The 23,960-nt window shown below is 66.1% G+C and carries 24 protein-coding genes and 1 pseudogene; 14 read left to right on the top strand and 11 right to left on the bottom strand.

Annotation, left to right across the window (positions count from 1 at the left end; genetic code table 11):
* Window positions 1-603, bottom strand: a complete 603-nt coding sequence (locus ACVWY0_RS08845) for a TetR/AcrR family transcriptional regulator (RefSeq protein ID WP_485836360.1) — start codon at window positions 601-603, stop codon at window positions 1-3.
* A gap of 114 nt (window positions 604-717) precedes the next feature.
* Here ACVWY0_RS08845 and ACVWY0_RS08840 point away from each other — a divergent pair, with 114 nt between their 5' ends.
* Window positions 718-897: a hypothetical protein gene (locus ACVWY0_RS08840; RefSeq protein ID WP_485836359.1), complete on the top strand. Its 180-nt coding sequence runs from the start codon at window positions 718-720 to the stop codon at window positions 895-897.
* Window positions 894-1,427, top strand: coding sequence for a DUF2269 domain-containing protein (locus ACVWY0_RS08835; RefSeq protein WP_485836358.1), 534 nt, complete (start codon window positions 894-896; stop codon window positions 1,425-1,427). The genes ACVWY0_RS08840 and ACVWY0_RS08835 overlap by 4 nt, the downstream gene beginning before the upstream one ends.
* A gap of 168 nt (window positions 1,428-1,595) precedes the next feature.
* Here ACVWY0_RS08835 and ACVWY0_RS08830 read toward each other — a convergent pair whose 3' ends face one another.
* Window positions 1,596-2,294, bottom strand: a complete 699-nt coding sequence (locus tag ACVWY0_RS08830) for a hypothetical protein (RefSeq protein WP_485836357.1) — start codon at window positions 2,292-2,294, stop codon at window positions 1,596-1,598.
* Window positions 2,295-2,495: 201 nt separating this feature from the next.
* Here ACVWY0_RS08830 and ACVWY0_RS08825 point away from each other — a divergent pair, with 201 nt between their 5' ends.
* Both ACVWY0_RS08825 and ACVWY0_RS08820 read left to right on the top strand, forming a co-directional pair.
* Entirely contained in the window at window positions 2,496-3,137 is a 642-nt protein-coding gene (locus tag ACVWY0_RS08825; RefSeq protein ID WP_485836356.1) for an arsenate reductase/protein-tyrosine-phosphatase family protein, read from the top strand.
* An 88-nt stretch (window positions 3,138-3,225) separates the two neighbouring features.
* Window positions 3,226-4,335: an LCP family protein gene (locus ACVWY0_RS08820; RefSeq protein WP_485836355.1), complete on the top strand. Its 1,110-nt coding sequence runs from the start codon at window positions 3,226-3,228 to the stop codon at window positions 4,333-4,335.
* 87 nt (window positions 4,336-4,422) lie between these two features.
* On the opposite strand, the gene ACVWY0_RS08815 is transcribed toward ACVWY0_RS08820, so the two are convergent.
* Complete coding sequence (locus tag ACVWY0_RS08815) at window positions 4,423-4,620, bottom strand: hypothetical protein (RefSeq protein WP_252570151.1); 198 nt, start codon at window positions 4,618-4,620, stop codon at window positions 4,423-4,425.
* Between the two features lie 144 nt (window positions 4,621-4,764).
* The gene (locus ACVWY0_RS08810; RefSeq protein ID WP_485836354.1) at window positions 4,765-5,178 is read right to left on the bottom strand and encodes a hypothetical protein; all 414 of its coding nucleotides are present in this window, start codon (window positions 5,176-5,178) and stop codon (window positions 4,765-4,767) included.
* A gap of 507 nt (window positions 5,179-5,685) precedes the next feature.
* On the opposite strand from ACVWY0_RS08810, the gene ACVWY0_RS08805 reads away from it, so the two are divergent.
* Window positions 5,686-7,926: a S9 family peptidase gene (locus tag ACVWY0_RS08805; RefSeq protein ID WP_485836353.1), complete on the top strand. Its 2,241-nt coding sequence runs from the start codon at window positions 5,686-5,688 to the stop codon at window positions 7,924-7,926.
* Between the two features lie 83 nt (window positions 7,927-8,009).
* Here ACVWY0_RS08805 and ACVWY0_RS08800 read toward each other — a convergent pair whose 3' ends face one another.
* From ACVWY0_RS08800 to ACVWY0_RS08790, 3 genes are all read right to left on the bottom strand, one after another.
* Window positions 8,010-8,567: an SRPBCC family protein gene (locus ACVWY0_RS08800; RefSeq protein WP_485836352.1), complete on the bottom strand. Its 558-nt coding sequence runs from the start codon at window positions 8,565-8,567 to the stop codon at window positions 8,010-8,012.
* A gap of 95 nt (window positions 8,568-8,662) precedes the next feature.
* Window positions 8,663-9,220, bottom strand: coding sequence for a GNAT family N-acetyltransferase (locus ACVWY0_RS08795; RefSeq protein WP_485836351.1), 558 nt, complete (start codon window positions 9,218-9,220; stop codon window positions 8,663-8,665).
* 106 nt (window positions 9,221-9,326) lie between these two features.
* Window positions 9,327-10,481, bottom strand: coding sequence for an acetate kinase (locus ACVWY0_RS08790; protein ID WP_485836350.1), 1,155 nt, complete (start codon window positions 10,479-10,481; stop codon window positions 9,327-9,329).
* Window positions 10,482-10,628: 147 nt separating this feature from the next.
* On the opposite strand from ACVWY0_RS08790, the gene ACVWY0_RS08785 reads away from it, so the two are divergent.
* The 5 genes and pseudogenes from ACVWY0_RS08785 (at window position 10,629) to ACVWY0_RS08765 (ending at window position 13,663) form a co-directional block, all read left to right on the top strand.
* Window positions 10,629-10,826 (top strand): hypothetical protein, encoded by a 198-nt coding sequence (locus ACVWY0_RS08785; RefSeq protein WP_485836349.1) that lies wholly within the window; start codon window positions 10,629-10,631, stop codon window positions 10,824-10,826.
* On the top strand, window positions 10,816-12,027 hold the full coding sequence (locus ACVWY0_RS08780) for an IS4 family transposase (RefSeq protein WP_485836348.1): 1,212 nt from the start codon (window positions 10,816-10,818) through the stop codon (window positions 12,025-12,027). Before ACVWY0_RS08785 ends, ACVWY0_RS08780 begins: the two co-directional genes overlap by 11 nt.
* 159 nt (window positions 12,028-12,186) lie before the next feature.
* Window positions 12,187-13,149, top strand: coding sequence for a GTP-binding protein (locus ACVWY0_RS08775; RefSeq protein ID WP_485836347.1), 963 nt, complete (start codon window positions 12,187-12,189; stop codon window positions 13,147-13,149).
* 38 nt (window positions 13,150-13,187) lie between these two features.
* Window positions 13,188-13,309, top strand: a pseudogene (gene ykgO / locus ACVWY0_RS08770) (type B 50S ribosomal protein L36).
* 96 nt (window positions 13,310-13,405) lie between these two features.
* Window positions 13,406-13,663: a hypothetical protein gene (locus tag ACVWY0_RS08765; RefSeq protein WP_485836346.1), complete on the top strand. Its 258-nt coding sequence runs from the start codon at window positions 13,406-13,408 to the stop codon at window positions 13,661-13,663.
* Between the two features lie 76 nt (window positions 13,664-13,739).
* Here ACVWY0_RS08765 and pta read toward each other — a convergent pair whose 3' ends face one another.
* Window positions 13,740-15,827, bottom strand: coding sequence for a phosphate acetyltransferase (gene pta / locus ACVWY0_RS08760; protein WP_485836345.1), 2,088 nt, complete (start codon window positions 15,825-15,827; stop codon window positions 13,740-13,742).
* A gap of 166 nt (window positions 15,828-15,993) precedes the next feature.
* On the opposite strand from pta, the gene ACVWY0_RS08755 reads away from it, so the two are divergent.
* The 3 genes from ACVWY0_RS08755 to ACVWY0_RS08745 all read left to right on the top strand — a co-directional run bounded on the left by ACVWY0_RS08755 (window position 15,994) and on the right by ACVWY0_RS08745 (window position 18,535).
* Complete coding sequence (locus ACVWY0_RS08755; protein ID WP_485836344.1) at window positions 15,994-16,479, top strand: hotdog fold thioesterase; 486 nt, start codon at window positions 15,994-15,996, stop codon at window positions 16,477-16,479.
* A gap of 6 nt (window positions 16,480-16,485) precedes the next feature.
* Window positions 16,486-17,850 (top strand): phenylacetate--CoA ligase PaaK, encoded by a 1,365-nt coding sequence (paaK, locus tag ACVWY0_RS08750; RefSeq protein WP_485836343.1) that lies wholly within the window; start codon window positions 16,486-16,488, stop codon window positions 17,848-17,850.
* A gap of 79 nt (window positions 17,851-17,929) precedes the next feature.
* Window positions 17,930-18,535 carry a TetR/AcrR family transcriptional regulator gene (locus tag ACVWY0_RS08745; protein ID WP_056346431.1) on the top strand — a complete coding sequence of 202 codons (606 nt, stop codon included), beginning with the start codon at window positions 17,930-17,932 and terminating at the stop codon, window positions 18,533-18,535.
* A 25-nt stretch (window positions 18,536-18,560) separates the two neighbouring features.
* Here ACVWY0_RS08745 and ACVWY0_RS08740 read toward each other — a convergent pair whose 3' ends face one another.
* Together ACVWY0_RS08740 and paaZ are read right to left on the bottom strand one after the other, a co-directional pair.
* Window positions 18,561-18,968, bottom strand: coding sequence for a VOC family protein (locus tag ACVWY0_RS08740; RefSeq protein WP_485836342.1), 408 nt, complete (start codon window positions 18,966-18,968; stop codon window positions 18,561-18,563).
* 155 nt (window positions 18,969-19,123) lie between these two features.
* Window positions 19,124-21,226, bottom strand: a complete 2,103-nt coding sequence (paaZ, locus tag ACVWY0_RS08735) for a phenylacetic acid degradation bifunctional protein PaaZ (protein ID WP_485836341.1) — start codon at window positions 21,224-21,226, stop codon at window positions 19,124-19,126.
* Window positions 21,227-21,460: 234 nt separating this feature from the next.
* Here paaZ and ACVWY0_RS08730 point away from each other — a divergent pair, with 234 nt between their 5' ends.
* Window positions 21,461-21,814 (top strand): PaaI family thioesterase, encoded by a 354-nt coding sequence (locus tag ACVWY0_RS08730; protein WP_485836375.1) that lies wholly within the window; start codon window positions 21,461-21,463, stop codon window positions 21,812-21,814.
* Between the two features lie 62 nt (window positions 21,815-21,876).
* Here ACVWY0_RS08730 and ACVWY0_RS08725 read toward each other — a convergent pair whose 3' ends face one another.
* Entirely contained in the window at window positions 21,877-23,958 is a 2,082-nt protein-coding gene (locus ACVWY0_RS08725) for a S1 family peptidase (protein ID WP_485836340.1), read from the bottom strand.
* Window positions 23,959-23,960 lie beyond the last annotated feature (2 nt).

Raw genomic sequence — 23,960 nt, 5'->3', positions numbered from 1 at the left:
TCAGGAGCCGCCTCCTCCGCTCCCGGTATTTGCGTGAGGCGGAGGCTGCAGCGCGGTCATGGTCACTTTGACCAGCCGAAGCACCGCATCCCGGGACGTCAGGGCGCTGGCCGCTTCAAGAGCGTGAAGGCAAAAAGCAGCGAGTTCGTCCGGCGCGACATCCTGACGGAACCTGCCCGCCTCGGCACCCTGCCGCAGCAGGTCTGCCAGGAACCCCCTTAGGTGCTGCTGGGCAAGCCCCACATGGGCTCCCTGATGAAGCCGCACAAACTCAGCGGTCCCAGGGCCGGAGTGGGAGAGGAAAGCGTAGGCCTCCAACACGGACTCCAATTGCTGGCCCGGTCCCACCGCGCGGTTCCGGACCTGGCTCAGATGTTCCAGATGCGAGTTGATCTGACGCTCATGCCAGGCAGTGAGAATTGCTTCCACATCCGGGAAGTATTTGTACAGAGTGGCTCGACCGATCCCGGCTGCCTGCGCAATCTGAGACATCGTGACTGGTGCCAACCCTCGGTCCGCAACCAGCGACGCAGTGGCATCCAGGATGGCCGCACGGACAGCGTCACGGTGAGTCTCGATGGTCTCATTCCAGAGCTTGGGCATTCACGAAGCATACAACACGACACGCAATGAACACATCGTTATACTCGATACATAGTGTCTTGCAAAAGAAGCAATTGATGCCCCTGATACATGCACTGGAAAATGAGGACACCGATGACTGACCACCCAGAAGACCGACCCGCCGATTCCGCCATGGGTGGCAAGCTCAGCACCCGCCCCGCGCGTCCCATGCCCCGGTGGGTGAAGGCTTTCATCATCGCCGCTGCCGTGCTCGTGGTGGCGTTTGCTGTTATCCATCTCAGCGGAGGCGGAATGATGAGCCACACGCCGTGAAAGTGATGTCCCCGGGCCTGCGTAAAGTTGCCCTGACCACCCACATTGCCTGCTCTGTCGGCTGGTTGGGCGCCGTCGCGACGTTCTTGATTCTCGCGATCGCGGGGCTGACGGCCACCGATGCCGCGCTGGTCCGGGCAGCGTATCTCGGAATGAACGTCATCGGCTGGACGGTCATCTTTCCGCTAAGCCTGGCTTCACTGCTCTCCGGAATAGTCCAGGCCCTCGGGACCGCTTGGGGCCTCTTCCGGCATTACTGGGTCCTGATCAAACTCCTGATCACGTCGTTGGCGAGCGTCCTGCTGCTCGTGCATCTGCAGCCAGTGACCCGGATGGCGGAGATCGCATCAGCCTCGGACCTTGGGTCCATGGACATGACAGGGATACGGATCCAACTCGTCGCGGACGCCGGCGCAGCTCTGATCGTGCTGCTGGTAGCCACAGTGCTGTCTGTCTACAAGCCGCGCGGCCTCACCCGGTACGGGCAGGCCCGGACAGAAAAGCAGCACGCCCCCGCGCGGCCGTCCTGAGGTTGAAGAAGTCCGGATCCGCGCCGGGGCCGACCGTCAGGCACCAGGAAGGGCCGGCCCGCACTCCGCGGACCGGCCCTACCTGTTGCTGTTCATTGCCGCCTTCAGGCCAAGCAGGGCACTGGGGTTTTAGCCTTGCTGGGGCCCGCAGGGCGGGGAAGTGCGCGCTTAGCGCAGGACGCCGCAGGCGGCGGGGTCAGTGGCCTCTGCCGGGAGGTCCGGGTCAAGCTCACTGGCACCTTCAGGATCGCTGAAGTTGTAGGTTCCGTTGCCGTCGTAGTCCTGCCCGTGAATCACCAGGACGCCCTCGCCTTCGCGGACGGAGTCAGCGATCTGCTTGGCGGTACCGAGCCCGCCGGCACCGGGGTAGCCGGTCCCGGCCACATCAGTAAATTCGATGTTGTCCCGGCTGTAGTCATAGCTGCCGTCCTGGGAGACGGGGAACCGGGAAACGTCCAGGAAACTGGCGGGGGTGGTGTCACCGGTGGTGTTGAGCGAGACCACAACCGGGCCGTAGGCCGGAACACCCTCGACAGTATTCAGCCGTCCGTCACCGTTGCTGTCCAGCGCCAGCGTGGGGCACTCGTTCAGGGCCTGATTGCCGTAATGGATGTGCTGGGCGTGCGGGGCATCGGGCGTCAACCCGGTGGCGTGGACCTCGATGTGCTGGATCTTCTGGTTGCGGACAACAGCAGTGGCTGTGCCCGAAGCCCCGGAGCCATTAAGCTCCGTGAGTGTGGCTCTCAGCGTGACTGTCTTCTCCTCGGACTTTGGGCTCTGGGCCATTACCGGCATGGCACCCAGCGACGCAGCCGCCAGCAGTGCCACACCTGCACCACCAAAAGCTAACTTTGTATTCCGTTTCACGATTCACTCCTTGGTTAGCGCCCACAGGGGAATCCCGGTGGTCAAGTGTGATTCGTACCACCATGCCTCCAAGGATGGGTCTTCACTCGAAAAATCACGACGGCGGCATCCGGTGCTGGGGGCGTCGGCACCCGCACGTGTTAAGTTGAAAGACACGACGGGCCGCACCGGTCCGGCGCATCGGCTGGAAAGAGAAGTTCCGTGGAATCCCCCGCATCTGCCCCCGCACCCGTGAGGATCCTGACGGTCTGCACCGGCAACATCTGCCGCTCCCCCGTGGCTGAACGGCTGCTGCAGGCCGGGCTGGACCAGGTGAGGCAGGGCGGATTTGAGGTCACCAGCGCCGGAACCCGGGCCATGGTGGGCGATCCGATGCAGCCGCTGTCCGGTGACATTGTGCGCACTTTTGGCGGGAACCCGGACGGTTTCGTCTCGCGGCAGCTGACCAGCAAGATCCTGCGCGGCGTGGACCTGGTACTCACCATGACCTCCGGCCACCGCGGCGAAGTGCTCCAGCTGGACGCCTCCCTGCTCAAGCGCACCTTCACCATCCGCGAGTTCGCCCGGATGCTCGACGTCCTGGACGAGCGTGCGGACAGTGCCGCAAACGTTCCGGTATCGGCCGACGGCGGCAATCCCCTCAGTGCCAACACCGCCTTCTGGCGTGGGCTCCCCGCGCGCGCCGCGTCCGTCCGGCACCTGTCACTGCCGGCGGATTCGTCGGAGAACGACATCATCGACCCCTACCGGCGCAGCCCCGAGATCTACCGCCAGATGGAGGACGAACTGGCCCCTGCCATCGTTTCCATCCTGCGGCACGCCCGGCTGAACGTTTCCGCTTAAACCGGCGCGCCGCCGTCGTACGTTACGGCTCGGAAACGACACGCTCCGCGTTGTAGCCGGAACCGGGTCCGAGGGCGGACACTAAGTCATGGTGAGCACCCCAAACGGTCCTGATCCGATCGGCCCGGCCCCTTCCGGCCCCGAGCCTGCTGCGCCTGCCGCGCGGAAACGGCGCCGCGTGATCGCGGCGGTGCTGTCGCTGGTACTGGTGGCCGTCGTCGCCGTGTCCGCGCTGCTGTTCACCAAGCCTGCCGCGGAAGTTGCGGCCCCGGTGCCCACCATCACTGACACCGCCACCCCCACTCCGTCGGAGACGACACCGCCACCGCCCCCGGCACCGGCCCCTCCCCCGCCGCCCGAACCCATCGCGGAACTCCCCGCCGCGCCCATGAACATCCTGGTAATCGGCAGCGACAGCCGCGCGAACGCCCGGGAGCAAGCAGCCCACACCGCAGCCACGGGCGAATCGCAGGACCACCGCGCCGACACGCTCATGCTGGTCCATGTCCCGGCCGACCGCCGCAGCGTGCACGTGGTCTCCCTCATGCGGGACCTGTACGTGAGCATCCCCGACTACGGCTTCTCCAAGATCAACGACGGCTTGCAGGTGGGCGGAATCCCGCTGGCCACGCGGACGGTGGAGTCCCTGATGGGGACCCGCATCGACCACACCGTCATGCTGGATTTCAACGGGTTCAGGACGCTCACCGACGGGCTGGGCGGAATTGACGTGAACGTCACCGTGCCGTTCCAATCCACCCACGAAACGCAGCACGTCTTCACACCGGGAGTGAACCACCTCGACGGCCAGGCGGCACTGGAATTCGTCCGCGAGCGCTACGCCTTCGTCGACGGCGACTTCCAGCGGGTCCGGAACCAGCAGACGTTCCTCCGCGCCATCCTTGCCCGGCTGACCAGCGACGGCGCCCTGCACGATGTGACTGCGGTGCGGGCCCTGGTGAATTTTGCGGGAGGTTACCTCACGGTGGACCAGGGCTTTGATCCTGTGGGCGTGGCAATCCTGGCCTACGGCATGCGCGGCATCGACCCCAACGCCGTGGTGAGCCTGACCCTGCCGACGGCCGGGGTGGGCACGGCACCAGGAGGGGCGTCGGTGGTGTTCCCGGACTATGGCGGGATCGCCCAGGTGGCCGCGGCAATGCGCGAAGGCCGGCTGCCCGAGTACGCGGGCGGGTAGTACGCCGGGGGTGAATGCCTGGCACCAGCGGGCGGGCACCAAGTGAAACGGCCCCCGGCTGTGCCGTGGGCCGTTTCACTTGGTGACTTAGCTCCGGGTGGGGTCCGGGCGCAGCGGTGCGGGCCCCGGATCCGGGACGGGCAGTGGGCCGGGAGGTTCCGGCGTCGGGATGGGGCTGGGCCTGTCCGGTCCCGGGTGGCCGGGATGGGTGGGGTCCGGGTTAAAGGGGTCCGGGCCTGGTTCCGGCGGGAACGGCTCTGGTTCGTGCACTGGCGGGATGGTCATGGAACTTCCCCTCTCACGCTGGGCGGGTACGTCTTTGCGTGATCAGGATACGCCTGCCCGCCATCAACGCTCTCTCACATCCTGCAGAATTTTCCCGAACGCTCTCTCACTCCGGCTGTGAGTGCGTTCTTGATTGGCCTGCTTCTAGGCCGGACGGCGCAGTCGGACCGGGCGGGAAACCGGCGCCTTGGCTGTTTGGTCCGCTTCCTGCATCCGCGGGACGGCAAACGTCACAACCAGGCGGGCGTTCGCGTCGTCCGTGGACCTGATGGTCAGGCTTCTGGTGCCGGGCGGCACGGACGGGGTGAATACCTGCAGGTTCCGCGAGCCCACACTGGCCGAATCCCGCAATGTGTAGAGCGTGCCCCAATGGTCCTCGATGGCAATTTCCGGGATGGCCCTCCCGGCAGCGGATTCCACGTGGATGTTGGCCACCAGGCACGTGCTCCAGACTTCGACGGAGAGCACCGTGAACTCAGCGCCCCGTGTCAGGTGCAGGCCGTACGTGGGCGGCAGGAGCACCTTCCGGAGGATGCCTTTCGGAATTAGGTTTCGCATCATCGCCCCCAAAAATTACTAAGAGTGCTTACAATTAGCCCTCGATAATGACGCCCTGTCAAGGTCCCGCTCCGCGTTCTGTGGCAACCCCGCAAAAGCACGGCCAGGGGCACAAAAAAGTGGTCCCCGGCGAGGCCGGGGACCACCGTATCGGAAGGGTCGCCCGCAGACTGCCGATGCGCTGACTGGCGCTGTGGCGTGCCGAAACGGCTAACCGCCCTAAGAGGCAGATGAAAAAGAACGCGTCCGGATCCTCCCGGTAATGCCGTTCTAGCACCCGGCGGAGAACGGTTCAAGGGGTTCCGGCCGGTAACTTAGCGGCCGGTCCGAACGCTCTCTCACTTGATGCGGGTTTTCCAGCGACGCTCTCTCACCGGCGGCCGCATCGCTGGCGGGAACTGCGAGAGGGTTTGGCTGTTGGGCACCCAAAGTGAGAGAGCGTTTGGCGGGGCTACCCCGGTAGCGAACGGCGGCCTTTTTGTCGGCCCGGCTCTATATATTGAAGGCATGACCCAGACTCCGCTGCAGGATTCCGCCAGTTCGTCCGCCCCCGCTTCCCCCGCGCCCCCCGTGGCCAAGAAGGTCCCGCACCAGCGGACGCACCATGGCGACACTTTCGTGGACAACTACGAGTGGCTGCGCGAGAAGGAATCTGCCGAGGTGGTTGAGCACCTGAAGGCCGAGAACGCCTACCAGGAGGCGGTCACCGCCCACCAGGAGCCGTTGCGCGCGGCCATCTTCCAGGAAATCAAGGGCCGCACCCAGGAGACAGACCTGTCTGTCCCGAACCGCAAGGACGGGTGGTGGTACTTCAGCCGCTCGGTTGAGGGCAAGGAGTACGGCATCCAGTGCCGCGTCCGCGCCCAGGACACCGGCAACCCCGTGGCCGACTGGACTCCCCCCGCAGTGGAGGCCGGCGTCGAAATCCCCGGCGAGGAAGTGCTGCTGGACGGCAACATCGAGGCCGAAGGCAAGCCGTTCTTCTCGGTGGGCGGCTCGGCCGTCACGGTGGACGGGCACCTTTACGCCTATGCCGTGGACAACGCCGGCGACGAACGCTTCACCCTCCACGTCAAGGACCTCCGCACGGGTGAACTCCTACCGGACGTCATCGAGAACATCTTCTACGGCGTCAGCTTCTCCCCCGACGGCACCCGCATTTTCTACACCGTGGTGGACGATTCGTGGCGCCCTTACCAGGTCAAGTCCCACGTCCTGGGCACGCCGGTCACCGACGATGAGGTGATTTACCAGGAGGACGACGTCGCCATGTGGCTGGGCTTTGAGCTCTCCTCTGACAGGCGCCACCTCGTGCTGGGCATCGGCTGCTCCGAGTACAGCGAGACCCGCCTGCTGCGTTTCGATGACCCGACGGCGGCCCTGACCACAGTGATTTCGCGGGACGAGCGCGTCCTCTACGAGGCCGAGCCGTTCCTGCTCACCGGTCCTGACGGCGAAAAGTCAGAACGCATTCTGCTCACCCACAACCGCGGTGCCATCAACTCCATGGTCTCCGTGATCGACCCCGCCGAGCTCACCAAGCCGCTGGCCGAGCAGAACTGGAGCACCGTCGTCGAGCATTCCGACGACGTCCGCGTCAACGGTGCCGGCGTCACCTCCACGCACCTGATTGTGTCCGTCCGCAAGGACACCATCGAACGCGTCCAGGTGATGGGACTGGCTGGCCTCGGTACGCGCGCACAGGAAGCCCCGGTGGAACCGGCGTTCGACGAGGAGCTGTACACGGCCGGCGTCGGCGGTTCGGACTACGAGGCCCCGGTCATCCGGCTGGGCTACACGTCCTACTTCACGCCGTCGCGCGTCTACGATTTTGTGCTGCCCACCCCGGCGCAGCCCGCCGGCGAACTGCTGCTCCGCAAGGAAAGCCCGGTGCTGGGCGGCTACGACGGTAGCGACTACGTGGCCACCCGCGAATGGGCCGACGCCGCGGACGGCACGCGGATCCCCCTGTCTGTGCTGCGGCACAAGAGCCTCAAACAGGATTCGACGGCGGCGGGCCTGGTCTACGGGTACGGCTCCTACGAGCTGAGCATGGACCCCGGTTTCGGCATCGCGCGGCTATCGCTGTTGGACCGCGGCGTGGTGTTTGTGATCGCGCACATCCGCGGCGGCGGCGAGCTGGGCCGGCACTGGTACGAGGACGGCAAGAAGCTCGCCAAGAAGAACACCTTCACCGACTTTGTGGACGCCACCGACTGGCTGGCCAAATCCGGCTGGGTGGATCCGTCCCGGATTGCGGCGCTGGGCGGCTCGGCGGGCGGCCTGCTGATGGGTGCCGTGGCCAACCTCGCACCGGAAAAGTACGCCGCAGTGGTGGCGCAGGTGCCGTTTGTGGATGCCCTCACCACCATCCTGGACCCGGAGCTTCCGCTGTCCGCCCTAGAGTGGGAGGAATGGGGGAACCCCATCACGGACCCGGACGTGTACGCCTACATGAAGTCGTACTCGCCGTACGAGAATGTGCATTCAGTCGCGTACCCCAAGGTGGCCGCGGTGACCTCGTTCAACGACACCCGGGTGCTATACGTGGAGCCGGCCAAGTGGGTCCAGGAGCTGCGGAACAAGACCACCGGCACGGAGCCTGTGGTAATGAAGATCGAAATGGACGGCGGCCACGGCGGCGCGTCCGGGCGCTATGTCCAGTGGCGCGAGCGGGCGTGGGACTACGCGTTCCTCGCCGACTCCCTCGGCGCGGTTGAATTGCTCCCCGGGGCCGGGCTCAAATAACCCATTGGAACCCTGGATCTCGACAAGCTCGATCACCGGGCCAAATCCGGTGGTTGAGCCTGTCGAAACCCGGATCGCGCGACTCAGCCGTCATCCCTGCCGTATTCGGGGTGCTCGGCCAGCAGTTCGGCCAGTGTCTCGAGGTTGGCACGGACGGTCCGGGCCTGGGCTTGTTCCACGAACCGGTCGGCCAGTTTGCCGAACACCCCGCCCAGGCCGGATGCCGCATCGATCCGGAAGTTCAGGCGGGTCCCGTCACCTTCAGGTTCCAGGACATTGGTTACAGTGAATTCCAGCTTTCCTTCCACCGAGCGGGATACAAAGCGGGTTGGAGGCTGGAATTCGATGACCTCCGTTGTCCAGTCGAATTTCCTGCCCACCACCTTGCTGGCGCCCTTGACCCGGGTGCCGACTGCAACAGGCTCGGTCCCGACCGTTTCGGCATGGACCGCCGAGGAGTCCCAGACTGGAATGTTTTCGCCCTTTGACAGGAAATTGAAGACTTCCTGTGGCGGGCGGGCAATGTAGACGTTTTCTTCCACGGTGGGCATCGGATTCTCCTTGGACACGCCTGTTGCCAGCGCGGCATGGCCGGCAGCTAGGCACAACGCCAGTTTGGCCTTGGCCCAGCAGGCAGTCAATGGCCTGAGATAACCCACCGGTTGCTCCGTAACCGCCGTTTTCAGGGGTCAAAAGGGCCGTTACGGAGCAATCGATCGGATCTCGACGGGCTCGATCACCGGGAGCGCGCGCGCCATTCGTCCTCGAGGATCGCGTAGCCCAGCTCGGTGGCCCACTGGCCTTTGTAATGCCACTTGTCCACCAGCCGGGCCTCCAACCGCATGCCCAGCCGTTCGCACAAGGCGGCGGAGGCGGTGTTCAGGGCGTCGAGCTTTGCCTCGATCCGGTGCATCCCCAGCTCCCCGAACCCCAGCTTCAGCACCGCATCCGCGGCCTCGGCCCCGTAGCCCTTGCCCCGCGCAGCCGGCGCCAGGCTCCACCCGACTTCGCCCTGCCCGCTGCCCGACAGCCACTTCAGCACCACCTCGCCGAGGAGTCCCGGGCCGTCCACGGCCTCGATGGCCAGGCAGATCCAGTCGCCCTCCTTCTCGAAGACGAAGTTGGCGTACTTGCCCACGGACTCCATGCACTTGGTGTAGCTCTTGGCCTCCCCCGGCAGGAAGCGGGCCGTTTCGGGCAGCGAATGGTAGGCATGGAAGGCGTCCAGGTCCGCAGCTTCGAACCGGCGCAGGATCAAACGCTCGGTGCGGATGGGCAAAGTGATCTCAGGCATGGACTGAGGCTACCCCGCAGCCCGGTGATCGAGCTTGTCGAGATCCGGGTTTCGACAGGCTCAACCACCGGGGGTGGACAAGCTCGATCACCGGGTTTCGACAAGCTCAACCACCAACGACGGCGGCAGTTGCCTCTGCGATGGCGCGCTCCTCGTCGGTGGGCACCACCAAAACGGGAATGACGGACGCTGCCGAGGAAATCACCCGCGGTTCCTTGGACCCCAGACTATTCAGGCCGGCGTCGAGCTCTATGCCCAGTGCGTGCAGCCTGTCAGTCACGAGGGCGCGGAACTGGTGCGAGTTTTCGCCGATCCCCGCCGTAAACACGAGGGCCTTGGCGCCGCCGACGGCCACGTGGTACCCGCCGATGTACTTTGCCAGCCGGTAGGACGTGACCGCGAGCGCCATCGAAGCCTTGGCATCGCCGGCCTCTGACGCCTCCACCACCGAGCGCATGTCGTTGTTCCCGGCGAGCCCCTTCAGCCCCGATTCGCGGTTGAGCATGGTGTCGATGTCCTCCGGCGTCCACCCGTTCCGGCCCAGGAATACCAGGATGGAGGGATCGAGGTCGCCCGAGCGGGTGCCCATCACCAGGCCCTCCAGCGGGGTGAAGCCCATGGACGTGTCCACCGAATGACCGCGACGGATGGCCGTCACGGAGGCGCCGTTCCCCAGGTGGGCGATCACGCCGTCGAACTCGTCCAGGGGCAGATCCAGCAGCGCGGCGGCGCGGTGCGTGACGTACTCGTGCGAGGTGCCGTGGAAGCCATAGCGGCGGATGCCGTGGTTCGTGTAGAGCTCGTCCGGGACCGCGTAGCGCCAGGCATGCTCGGGCAGGGTGCGGTGGAAAGCGGTGTCGAACACGGCCACCTGCGGCAGGTCCGGCCACTTCCTGCTGATGGCGCGGATGCCCAGGACGCTGGCGGGGTTGTGCAGCGGCGCCAGCGGATTGAGCCGCTCGATGGCGCGGGTGATCTCGTTGTCGATCAGCACCGGCTCGGCGAACCGCTCGCCACCGTGCACCACGCGGTGGCCCACCGCCGCCAGCTCGAGGTCTCCGAGCTCGGCATGGATCGCGGCATCCACCAGTTCCAGCGCCTCCGCATGGTCCCGGGGGCCCTCGATTTCGCCGTCGCCATCACCGCCGTTGCCCATGCCGATCTTCTCGATCAGCCCCTCGGTCAGCACAATGCCGGCGGCCACGTCACGGACCTGGTACTTGAGCGAGGACGAACCGGAATTGATAACGAGCACAAGCATGGGGCCTCCTGAAGCCTTGGTGCCGCCGGGCACAGCTGACGAGGGGTGTGCCCGAGCCTGGCGCAGCGCTCCCTGGGATCCACTCTATAAGTTGCCGCTTGGATACTTCGGTTGCAAATGCTAATGATTCTCATTAGAGTGATCGGCATGCATATCACTGTGATCAGCTCCCTGGACGCCCTGTGCCGCCAGCAAGCCTGCCAAGACGCGGCCGCGGCCAATCCCGGCGCCGTGGTGGTCCTGCACGACCTGTTGGAGAACGGCGTGGTCATCCGCAGGATCTCCAGCCAGTCCCAATGCAGTTTACTTAGCACGGGTGTGTTAATGTTTCGGCATGGCGCGTAGTGGATGGGTGACCCCGGAGGGTCCGGAGCGGTTGAGTGACCACGTTTCTCTTGGTGTTTTGACGCGGGTCTTCCCGGCTGATGTGGTCGACGCGGTGATCGGGCGTACTGGGGCGTTGGAGCAGCGGAATCGGTTGTTGCCGTCGCGGTTGATGGTCTATTACGTGATGGCTTTGGCGTTGTTTTCCAATGGTTCGTATGAGGAGGTCATGCGGTCGTTGCTGGCCGGGATGGAGTGGCTGGCGGGCCGTTTCCGTGAGTGGACGATGCCGACGAAAGCAGCGATCTACAAGGCGAGGAACCGGTTGGGGTCCGCGGTGATGGTGGCGTTGTTCGCCGAGGTCGCGAAACCGTTCGCAGTCCCGGGCGGTCCCGGGTTCTACAAGGGGTGGCGGCTGATGTCCGTGGACGGGACCACCCTGGATCTGGCCGACACCCCCGCGAACGAGCGCGCGTATGGGCGGCCGGGGACGAAAACGGAGTTCAAGAGCGCGTTCCCGCAAGCACGGGTGCTGGGCCTGGTGGAGTGCGGCACCCATGCGGTCACCTCCGCAGTGGTCTCGGGCTGCCACACCTCCGAACACGACATGTATCCGGCCCTCCTCGCAGACCTGGCCAAGGACATGCTGGCCATGGCCGACCGCCGATTCTTCTCCTACACCGCTTGGAAGGACAGTGCCGCGACGGGGGCGGCGTTGTTGTGGCGGATGAAAGCCAACAGCGTGCTGCCCGTTCTTGAGGAGTTCGAGGACGGGTCCTACCTGTCGGCCGTGTATCCGTCCACCAAAGACCGGCGCCAGGACAGCAACGGGATCCCGGTCCGGGTGATCGAGTACGAGGTCACCACCGGGGAGGAGATCAGCACGTTCCTGCTGATCACCACGATCCTGGACCCGGCCGCTGCTTCCTCCGAGGACCTGGCCGGCCTATATGCCCGCCGCTGGGAAATTGAGTCCAGCTTCGACGAACTGAAAACCCACCAGCGCGGCCCCGACATCGTCCTGCGCTCCAAAACACCCGACGGGGTGCTCCAGGAAATCTACGGCTACCTGTGCGCGCACTACGCGATCCGGTCCCTCATCGGCGCCGTCGCCGCGGAATTCGACGAAGACCCCCTCCAGTTCTCGTTTACACGCACCCTCCGGGCCGCGCGGCGATCCCTCGCCGCGCGCCCGGCTTTTTCCCCCTCACAGGCTGACTGAAGCCTTCACCATCTTCTGCCGGGAAATCCTCCACGAACTCCTGCCCCCACGCCGACAACGCACCGTCCCCCCGCGCCATCAAACGCAAAATGTCCAACTGGCCCCTCAAACGAACACCAAAAACCACAAAGTAAACGGCATTGCAGCCAGTCCGGACTTGTGGAGCGCGCCGAGACGCAGCTGGAACACGGCTGCCTGAGCTGCACCGTGCGGCTGGACCTCGTGCCCACCATCGAGCGGCTGCTGGAACGCGGGGAGACCCAGGCCATCATCGGGCTCCCTCCGGCCGTGTCCGCGGAGGCCGCGATCGGCGCCCTGCGGCGTGGCCTTTCCCGCCCGGTGACGATTGATTCCGCTGTCCTTGCCTGCGCCCCTGACACGCTGGAGGACCACATTTGGGACCACCACACCCTGTTTGAGTCCGGGTTCACGCCGGTCCCGGAGGACCAGCGCACGGCTGGTGAATTCCTTATCGGCGAGCTGTCGTTCAATGACACCGTCCTGCTGGCGGAGGTGGACCTGTTTCCGGCCGACCCCGCCCTGCGGGTTCGCGGCGTGCAACTGGTCAGGGAACTGGCCCCTCACGCTGACGTGGCGGAAAACGCCCGCCTCATCCGCCCAGGCCGCCACAACTACCATGACGCCCTGAGCCGGACGGTCCCCGGTTCGGTGCGGATCCCGGCGTCGTCCTCAACGTCACCGTTCACTACCGTCACCCACCGGGCCCAACGGCCTCTGCACCCTGAGCGGTTCCGGCACGCCCTGGCGTCCCTCGCGGAAGGGTGCTGCTGGTTGCGGGGACGCCTGTGGATCGCCGCCGCACCGCAGTGCCGGATCGCCATCCAGGGCATCGGCCCGCGTGTCTGGCTCGAAAATACCGGACCGTGGCTGGCAGACCAGGACGCCGGTGCGGCGCCCGATCCCCTCAACCATGTGGACGCCCACCTGGACTGGCATCCGGAACACGGGGACCGCGGAAGCGTGCTGGCCGCGACCGGAGAGGGCATGGACCCGGCGGAAATTGCGCAGCTGCTCTCCGCCTGCGAACTCACCGACGCGGAAATGGAGGCCGGGTTCGCCGGTCTGACCGACCCGTTCCAGCTCGACCCCGCCCCGTTCTGAACGGCCCATCAACCGCCACTAAAATAAGGAGCAAGCCCATGAAAGTCAGAAATTCCCTCCGCGCCCTGAAGAAGGTTCCCGGCGCCCAGATCGTCCGACGCCGGGCCGCACCTTTGTGATCAACAAAAAGAATCCGCGGATGAAGGCCCGTCAGGGCTGAGGCTGCGGACCGGCTCACCCCGCGCCTGCCGTTGCGTCAGCCGCGGCAGGCGCTTAGAGTCGGCGGACACGTTGCACTACCCAGAGAGGGACTTCCATGCCGAACGACACCACTCAGCCCGACAACACCGAACCCGAGACGGAAGAACCCGCCTCGGGCACCAAGGACCCCACCGTCGTCGAGGGCGCCAACCCGGCCCTGGACGACACCGGAAGCCCCAAGGTCGACGAAGTGGGCGAGGCTGCTGAGCAACCCAAGGATCCGCAAAACCTGGACCTCACGCCCGAAGGACTCTCCGACGAGCCGGCCAAGGAAGAAGACCCGGACAGCGTGGCCAAGCCGGAAAACAGCTAACCAGCGCGGCTCCGGCACCGGTGATTGAGCCTGTCGAAACCGGGTCGAGGGGTTTCGACAAGCTCAACCACCGGTATTAGGCCCCTGCCGGGGACGGCACCTGCGCCTGGATGGCCGTGATGGCCACCGTGTTCACGATGTCCTCCACGGTGCAGCCGCGCGAGAGGTCGTTGACCGGCTTGCGCAGGCCCTGCAGGACGGGCCCGACGGCGACCGCCCCCGAGCTCTGCTGCACCGCCTTGTACGTGTTGTTGCCGGTGTTCAGGTCCGGGAAGATGAACACGGTCGCCTGTCCTGCCACCGACGAGCCGGGCATTTTGGACTCCGCGATGGAGGCGTCCACGGCGGCGTCGTACTGGATGGGGCCTTCGACGGCGAGATCCGGGCGGCGTTCACGCACCAGTTCGGTGGCCTGCCGGACTTCGTCCACGGCCTCGCCGGAGCCCGAGCCGCCGGTGGAGTAGGACAGCATGGCGACGCGCGGCTCCACCCCGAACTGCACGGCGGTTTCGGCGGAGGCGAGGGCGATGTCCGCGAGCTGCTCCACGTTGGGATCGGGGTTCACGGCGCAGTCGCCATAGACCAGCACCCGGTCCGGCATGAGCATCAGGAACACGGAGGACACGATCTTCACGCCGTCGCGCGTTTTGACGAACTCCAGCGCCGGGCGGATGGTGTGCGCGGTGGTGTGGGCGGCGCCGGACACCATGCCGTCCACCACTCCCAGCTGGACCATCATGGTGCCGAAGTAGCTGCCGTCCTGCATGATTTCCAGGGCCTTGGGCAGGTCCACGCCCTTGTGCGCGCGCAGCTCGGCGTACTTCTCCGCGAACCCCTGCCGCAGTTCCGAGGTGGCCGGGTCCACGATGTTGATCCCGGCGAGGTCGATGCCGTTGGCCGCTGCCAGCTCGCGGACCTGCGAATCCGGTCCCAGCAGGGTGAGATCGCAGACATCGCGGCGGTGCAGGATTTCGGCGGCCTGCAGGATCCGGACGTCCGTTCCCTCCGGCAGCACCACGTGCCGGCGCTGCCCCCTGGCCCGCTCGATGAGGTCGTGCAGGAACCGCAGCGGGGTCATCCGTTCCAGGCGCGGCAGGTGCAGGCGCTCCACGAGCTCGGCCTCATCCACCCGCTTGGACCACAGGCCCAGCGCGGAGGCCACCTTGCGGCGGTGCCCGGACCAGATCTCGCTGCGGACCTCGGAGACCCGCTTGGCGGTACTGTAGGTGTCCTGGCTGGCGGCAAACACCGGGAACGGCGCCTGCGCCAGGAGCGGGTAGATGTTGGCGTCCGGGGCCAGCCCACCGGTCAGGATCAGCGCGGACGGCACCGGGAACTCCGGCGAGAACGACGACGCCAGGCAGGCCACCATCACGTCCGCGCGGTCGCCCGGAACGATCACCAGGGCACCCTCGTCCAGCACATTCAGGAAGTTGCCCACATTCATGGCCGCCACCTTAATGTCCCGCACGTCGCGTTCCATATCCGCGAGGCCGGCGATCTGGCGCACCCCGAGCGCCGCAGCAACCTCGCCGGTGGTGGGCCGGGCGATCTCCTCCAGCTCCGGCAGGACGTACACGGGCCGGTTGGATGCACCCGGTTTGATGGCGGCCGCGATTTCCTCCACCAGGTCCGGGTCAGCGCGGTTCACCATGATGGCCAGCAACGTGCACTTTTCCGCCACCAGCTCCTTGCGGGCAACCTCGACGGCGGCCGCGGCCTCCAAGACGCTGAGCCCCTTTGCGCCCACCACGGCAACCACCGGCGCGGCCAGGTTGTTGGCCAGCCGGGCGTTGAGGTCAAACTCGACGGCGGCGTCCTGGCCGGTGAGGTCCGTCCCCTCCACGATCACCACGTCACAATGCTTGGCAATCTCGGCGAAGATCTCCACGCAGCGGGCATCGATGTCAGCGCGTTTTCCGTCTGCCAGGAGGGCACGCACTTCGGTGGACGTCAGGCCGCCACGGCAACGGTCGTCGTCGAGCGCGAAGCGTGATTTCATCAGCGCCACCATGGGGTCGTTGGCGGCGTCCGGGCCGTGGACCACCGGTTTGAAGAAGCCGATCCGGTCCGCGTGCCGGTGGAGCGTGTCCGCGAGGCCCAGGGCCACGAGCGATTTGCCCGATCCCGGAGTGGTCGCGCTGACGTAGATGCCTTTGGCCATGGTCCGCCCTTTGCTGTGCGTGGTGCCGGTCCCTCCATCCTTGCACTTCCGTGCCGGGGGTCCCACCGAATCAGGGGTACCCACAGACCGGTATGGCCTTGACACCGGACCCGCATCTGGGATTACCTAATGAACATTCGGTAAATAAAGCTGGAGGCAATGACGCATGGCTGAAGCAGCACTCTCCGGGGCCACCCACCCCATCCTGGAAAACGACTACGCCTCCGAATGGATGGGCATCGAAGTCCTCGCCGTCAGCGACGGGCACGCCACCATCCGCATGACGCTCCGGCAGGAAATGCTCAACGGGTTCGGTATGGCCCACGGCGGAATGATCTTCGCCTTCGCCGATTCCGCGTTCGCCCTGGCCTGCAATCCGGTCAATCCCACCCCCGAAGAGGCCGACAGCATCACCGTTGCCGCCGGCGTCGACATCAACTTCCTGAAGCCGGCCTACCGCGGCCAGGTGATCACCGCCGTCGCGGACCGCCGGTCCAGCTCAGGGCGCAGCGGGCTCTACGACATCCAGATTTTCGCGGCCGACGCCGACGCGCAGCCCGGTGCGCAGCCCGATTCGCTACCCAGTTCCGGCAACCCGGGGGAACTCATCGCCGAGTTCCGCGGACGCAGCCGCACCATCCCCAAGAAGTAGGACACCATGACCCTCCACGCCCCCGAAACGCCCCTGCCTCAGTCCACCGCCCCGGGCACAGATCCCATTCTGGACCGCGAAGAAACCATCTCCCGCGACGAACTCGAGGCCCTTCAGCTCACCCGCCTGCAGCACACCGTGGCCTACGCCTACGACCGCGTGCCGCTCTACAAGCGCAAGTTCGACGACGCCGGCATCCACCCCGCCGACCTCCGCGAACTCAGCGACCTCGGCAACTTCCCCTTCACCACCAAGGAAGACCTGCGCGCCGAGTACCCGTTCGGCATGTTCGCCGTGCCGCAGAGCGAAGTAGCCCGCGTGCACGCAAGTTCGGGCACCACGGGCCGGCCCACCGTCGTCGGGTACACCAAGCAGGACCTGGCCGACTGGGCCAAACTGGTGGCGCGCTGCCTCCGCGCGTCAGGCGTCCGGCCCGGAATGAAGGTCCACAACGCCTACGGTTACGGCCTGTTTACGGGCGGTTTGGGCGCGCACGCCGGCGCCGAAGCGCTGGGCTGCACCGTCATCCCGATGTCCGGCGGGCAGACCGAACGCCAGATCCAGCTCATCCAGGACTTCCAGCCGGACGCCATCCTGGCCACGCCCACGTACCTGCTCACCATCGCCGATGCCATGGCGCACATGGGCATCGACCCGACGTCGACCTCCCTCAAGTACGCGGTCCTGGGCGCCGAACCGTGGACGCAGGAGATGCGGCACGAACTCGAAGTCACCATGAACATCAAGGCCTGCGACATCTACGGCCTGTCCGAGGTGATGGGCCCGGGCGTCGCCGGCGAAGCCGTGGAAACCCAGGACGGCAGCCACATCTGGGAGGACCACTTCCGCCCCGAAATCATCGACGCGTTCAATCCCTCAGTGGGCAAGGAAAACGTGCTGCGCGACGGCGAACATGGCGAACTGGTCTTTACGTCGCTCACCAAGGAAGCCCTGCCGATCATCCGCTACCGCACCAAGGACCTCACCCGTCTGCTGCCCGGCACCGCCCGCCCCGCGCACCGCCGGATGGGCCGCATCACCGGCCGTAGCGACGACATGATCATCCTGCGCGGCGTGAACCTGTTCCCGTCCCAGATCGAGGAAATCGCGCTGCGCATCCCCGAGCTCAGCCCGCACTTCCAGCTCGAACTCACCCGTCCCGAAGGCCAGCGGATGGACCAGCTGACGGTCAAGATCGAGCGCCGGGACGCGGTGACAGTTGAGCAGAGTACGACGGCGGCACGCACCTTGCAGGAGCAGATCAAGATCCACGTGGGTTCTTCGTGCGCCGTTGACGTGGTGGAGCCGGGTTCACTGGAGCGGTCAAACGGCAAGCTGCGGCGGATCTACGACCTGCGGCCCAAGGCGTAGGGCCCAGTAGCGTCGTGGGCGAACGTGTTGGGCTGCGGCGCTGCAGGGATTACCGAACGTTCGTGGGAAAATAGCCGGTATGCCCACTACAGCAGTCCCCAGCAAGCGCGGCCGTCCCGGTTACGACCAGCAGTCGGTGCTGCTCATCGCCGTCGACGTCTTCAACCGGCACGGCTATGACGCCACTTCCATGGGGATCCTGGCCGAGAACCTGGGCATCTCGAAATCGGCCATCTACCACCACGTGCCATCCAAGGGCGACCTCCTGAAGCTCGCCCTTGACCATGCGCTCGGTGGCCTGGAATCAATCCTCGAACAGCCCGGGGCGCAAAGCGGCGCGGCGGACGCACGGCTGGAATTTGTCCTGCGGCAGACTGTTGCCGTGCTGGTGGAGCGCCTGCCGTTTGTCACGCTGCTCCTGCGGCTGCGGGGCAACACTGACATTGAACGCGACGCCCTGGAACGCCGTCGCGCGTTTGATCACGAGGTGGCCGCCCTCATTTCCGCAGCCCGCGACGAAGGCTCGCTGCGCCAGGACATCGATCCGCGCACCGTCACGCGCCTGCTGTTCGGCACCATCAACTCAATCGTGGAATGGTACAAACCGGGCGGCTCCCTCACACCGGAAAAACTGGCCGACGACGTCATCACCATCGCGTTCGACGGGCTCCACGCGCAGCACTAGGGGAATGCTGCGACCCGCCTATGCGTCAGAGCTGGTATTCGGCCTGCATGCCCAACGTCTCGTGAACGCAGAGGATGTTGTGCTCCGTGTCCATGAACCAGGCGCATTTCTCGGAGTCCGTGGTGCAGATGTGGTTCTCGGTCTTCAGGTTGGGCAGGTCGTAATCCTGGAAACGGACGCCCCTGGCCTCCATGTCCTGCACGATCCGCTCAATGTTTCGCACCTCGAAACTGAGGGCGGTGTGCTCGGAGTGCTTCCCGTCCGAGACCGGCAACAACTGCAGCATCGGGCCGCCGTCGCTACCGAGTAATTCGCTTCCATTGTCTGTGATTCCGCGGTGCGGGAGGCCCAGTTTTTCGGTGTAGAAACTGCGGGCACGCGCTGCGTCATCGACAGGCAGGATGGTTGTGGCTGTGTTCAGGGCTAGGTTCATTTCGCCACCTCCTACGGTGGAAATTTTACGCCGCAGCAACCCGGAAAGATCCAAACGCCCTCTCACATAATGCGGGAAAAACCCCAACGCTCTCGCACCAGTGCGAGAGCGTCGCCGGAAACCGTACATTAAGTGAGAGAGCGTCCGGGGTGGGGCTACTTTTCGACGAGGGTGAGGACGTCGTAGGTGGCCACGATGTCGTCGTTCTGGTTGGTCAGGAGCGCGTCCCAGGCCACCTCGCCGTACTCGTCGGTTTCGCGCGGCGTGATCTTCTTGGCCGTCAGGGTGACCCGGATGGAATCCCCGGCAGCCACAGGTGTGATGAAGCGGAGGTTCTCCAGGCCGTAGTTGGCCAGGACCGGGCCCGGCGCCGGTTCCACAAACAGCCCGGCGGCCCAGCTCAGCAGCAGGTACCCGTGTGCCACGATGCCCGGGAAGAACGGGTTGGCTTCGGCCGCTTCCTGGTTGGTGTGGGCATAGAAGGTGTCGCCGGTGGAGTTGGCGAACGCCGAGATGTCCGCCAGGGACACTTGACGCAGGTCGGACCGGACGGCGTCACCGATCCGCAACGAAGCAAGCGACTTCCGGAACGGGTGCGTTCCCTCGGTCTCCACGGTAAAGTTCCGGTCCGCCCCGGCGTGCCAGAGGCCGGTGACGGCGGTGAGCATGTTGGGCGAGCCCTGGATGGCGGTGCGCTGCATGTGGTGCATGACCGAGCGGATGCCGCCCAGCTCCTCGCCGCCGCCGGCGCGGCCCGGCCCGCCGTGGACCAGGTGCGGCACCGGCGAACCGTGGCCGGTGGAGCTGCGGGCGTCCTCGCGGTTGAGCATCAGGACACGGCCGTGGTGGGCGGCGATCCCGGTGACGAGTTCGCGGGCTACGGCAGGATCGTTAGTGCACACCGAGGCCACGAGGGAGCCGCCGCCCCGGGCGGCGAGGCGGACGGCGTCAGGCAGGTCCTTGTATCCGATCACGGAGGCCACCGGGCCGAACGCCTCCAGCGAGTGGATCGCGTCAGTCTCCGCGTCAGCCCATGTCAGCACCACCGGCGACATAAAGGCGCCGGCATCCACTACGCCCGTGGCGCCGCCGGCAGAGGTGACCGACGGCGAATCCAGCGTCCCGTACGCGAGCTCACCGCCGGCGTCGAGCATTGACTGCACCGCGGCGCGGACGTCGGTGAGCTGCTCGAGCGACGCCAAAGCGCCCATCGTGACGCCGTCGGCGCGGGGATCCCCCAGCACCACCCGCTCATCCACGCGCTTTCCGATCGCGGCGATCACCGCCGGCACCAGCTCCTGCGGGACGATGGCGCGGCGGATGGACGTGCACTTCTGGCCCGCCTTGACCGTCATTTCGGTGACCACTGACTTGATGAAAGCGTCGAATTCCGGGGTGCCCTCCACCGCGTCGGGCCCCAGGATGGCGGCGTTGAGGGAGTCCGTTTCGGACGTGAACCGGACGCCGCCCTGCACCACGTTGGGATGCGATTTCAGGGACAGCGCGGTGGACGCGGAGCCGGTGAAGGCCACCAGGTCACGGTAGTCCAGCACGTCCAGAAGGCCGCGGACAGAGCCGGAAATCAGCTGCAGCGAGCCCTTCGGCAGGATGTTGGATTCGATGATCGCCTTCACCACGGCCGCGGCCACATACCCGGTGGGGGTGGCCGGCTTGACGATGGTGGGGACCCCGGCGATGAATGCTGGCGCGAGTTTCTCCAGCATGCCCCAGACCGGGAAGTTGAACGCGTTGATCTGCACGGCGACGCCGGGGATGCGCGTGTAGATGTGTTCGGCCACGAACGACCCGTCCTTGGACAGCACCTCCATGGGACCGTCCACCACTACCTGCGAATTGGGCAGCTCGCGCCGGCCCTTGGAGCCGAACGTGAAGAGGACGCCGATGCCGCCGTCGATGTCGATCATCGAGTCGATCTTCGTGGCACCGGTCTGCGCCGAAAACGTATAGAAATGCTCGCGCCGGGCGTTCAGGTACTGGGCCAGCTCCTTGAGCTTGAGCGCGCGCTGGTGGAAGGTCAGCTTGCCCAGTTCCGCCTGTCCCGTGGTGCGGCCGTAATCCACGACGGCGGCAAGGTCCAGGCCGTCGGTGCTCACCTTCGCCAGGACTTCTCCGGTGCTCGCATCGCGCACGGGGACAGCGGACGCTGCCGAACCGGCGTCGGGAGTCCACCAGGAATCCTGGATGAAACTGGGAACGGTCTGGACGGTGTCGACTGTGGTTTCTGCAGTGGTGGTCATCGTTGACGGGTCCTTCCAAGGCGGGGACAAAACGCGGCCAGGGCTTTACTGACCGTCCGTTCGGTAATATGTCTACAGTACATGACTGTGCCGTACCGCACACTGGAAGTTCAGCCTCGCCAAAGGAGACCCATGACCGCCCTATCCCCCGACGCCGCTGCGCCGGACACCACCCCGGGCGCCACGCCGGGTGCCACACCGTGGAAGATCGTCCTCGGCGAGCTCGACGTGAAGATGGGCGTGAAAATCCTGGAGGAATCGGTCGATCGGGTGGTGGCAACGATGCCTGTGGAGGGCAACAGGCAGTCGTTCGGGTTGCTGCACGGCGGCGCGTCCCTGGCGGTGGGCGAGGCTGTGGGCTCCTGGGCGGCGGTCATCCACGCCAGCACGTTGGGGAAAACTGCCGTGGGGGTGGACGTCTCCGCGACGCACCACCGCTCCGCGCGCGAGGGCAAGATCACCATCACCGCCACGCCGATCTACCTCGGCGGCACCCTGACCACGCACGAGGTCCTCATCACCAACGACGCCGGCCAGCGCCTCTGCACCCTGCGCATCACCAACCTGCTGATGAAGCCGAAGAAGTAGCCGTTCCACCCCATGTAGGTCGCACGAAGTGTCGTTTTGAGCGGTCAAAACGACAGATAGCGCTACTCAGTTGGGGTGGGGCGCTGCCGCTTCCGCCGCCGCTTCGCCAACACCAGGAACACACCGCCGACGGCGAGCGCACCAGCCGCCAGGCCGGCGAACAGAATCAGCCCGGAGGCGCCGGTGTTGGCCAGGTTAGCGGCCCGGCTGTCACCCAGCGGACGTACGACGGCGGCGCTGTCACGTTTTGGGGGCAGCGCACCGTTCGCGGCTGGCACCGCAGCCGGGGGCTGAGATTGCGGGGCTGGCTGGGAGGGCTGGCTGACCGGGGTGAAGTCGAAGGCCACGGCTCCGGATGTGCTGAATCCGTTGACCGTTTCGGCCGTGAAACGCAGCGGGCCGGCCACCGCGGGGGCAGTAAAGGACCACGCACCGCCAGCATCCACGGGAACCTCAAGAGGCCCCTGCCCACTCACGGTGATCCTGACCTTCGAACCCGCCGCGACAGCCGACGCCGGAGCCGCGGCCACCATGCCGGTGACTGTCTGGCCGGCGTCGAACGTTGCCCCCGGCGCGGGCGACGTCACCGTCGGCTTGTTGAGGAAGAGTTCCAGCTGGTAGCCGGGAAGTACGGCCCATGAGTCCTGCAGCGTGGCGGCCACGGCGAAGTTTACCGGCGGCGCTTCGTTTGGTTTGGGTGCCTCTTCTCCTGCAGAGTGAGTGCCTACGGCGTAGTTGCCGCTGACCCAGGGCCCGCCGGAATCGCCGCCGCTGGACTGGACATCGAAGGACAGGAAACCGTTGAAGGCCCGCAGGTCTGTCGGATCCGTCGGATAGTTGAGCCCGCCTGCCACGTAGATCCCCACTTCGTCGATGGTTCCGCAGGACCACGCTGAGGTTCGGCCGGAGCGACAGACCGGCATGCCGATTACCGGGGCGGCCGTTCCGATGATCTTGACGTCCCTGCCGGCCTGCGAGGGATCGTTCCATGTGCTGGCGGCGGGCAGTGGATCGAGGTCGGCGCGAAGTTGACCAATAACGGCGATGTCCGTGCCGACGTTGCCGGGGTCATCATCGTTGCCAGGGCGCAGGACCGTGGTGTTTCCGGGTCCGCCGAACTGGCTGAACCCGAAGGTCCCCAACACGTCGCCACGGTTCCATTGCGGAAATTCCACGGTGGCCGTTGCCGCGGCCCCGTCATCCGTGCAATGTCCGGCGGTGAGGACGCCCGGCAGGCCTGCAGGGTCAAAAACTGAAAAGCCAGCGGAGCAGATTTCTCCGATGTCGGTGAAGTAGCCCTGGCCGCCGGAAAGGTCGGCCTGCGGCGCGAGCGGCGCCCCGGCGTCGAGCTGCACGTTGGCGTAGCGGGCCACAAACTCGGCGGGCGAGATCTTGCCGTCCGAGTTTGCGCTGGTGAGGCTCGATTTTCCGGCGTCGTCGGGCGAATCAGGCACTGTGGCCTCGGACCCGTTGATTCCGCCGGTACGAACTACGAACCTGCTGCCGGTGTACGCCACGGCCTGCAACCCAGCCGCGCCCACGTCGCGGAGGTACGCCTGGTACAGCTCCTGGGTGCTCCGGGCCAGTTCGGTGCCGGTCGCCGGAGTGCCGGTCGCCTGGGTGCCCGTCGCGGCCGGCGCGTCAGTGTCCTCAGTGGGAGCATCCGACGGCGGCGCGTCGGGTGCCGTTTCAAGGTCGACGGACGGGATGGTCGCGCTGAGCCGTGCCACCTCCGCTTCCAGCTCGGCCCCGGTGCCGGCAACCAAAATGCGGCCGTCGTGGATCCGTGTTCCGAGGTAGCCGGAGATATCCTGCAGGGCCGCCACAACGTCCGCGGCCTGCTTGCCCAGCTGGCCCGCAGCCGCGAACTCTTCGGGGGTCAGGCCAAGATCGCGGAGGGCAGCTTCCCGAAGGCGGGCGTCGCCGGGGTGGGCGTCGCTAGGCTGCGCGTCACCGCCTCCGGAACCTCCCGCCGTCGGGCGTTCCGCAGCGTCCGCCGACACGACGGCCGGCGAAGCAACGGCAGGCGAACCGGCCGGCAACGGCTCAACGGCCGGCTGCTCAACCGCCCAGGCCGGCACGGCCCCGAGCCCCACGGAAAGTGCCACTCCGGCAGCCGCTGCTGCTGCAAATACACGTTTCAAAC

Source organism: Arthrobacter sp. UYNi723 (assembly GCF_054057635.1).
Note: the sequence above shows the minus strand (reverse complement) of the source record. Positions and strands in the feature narration are given on the sequence as shown.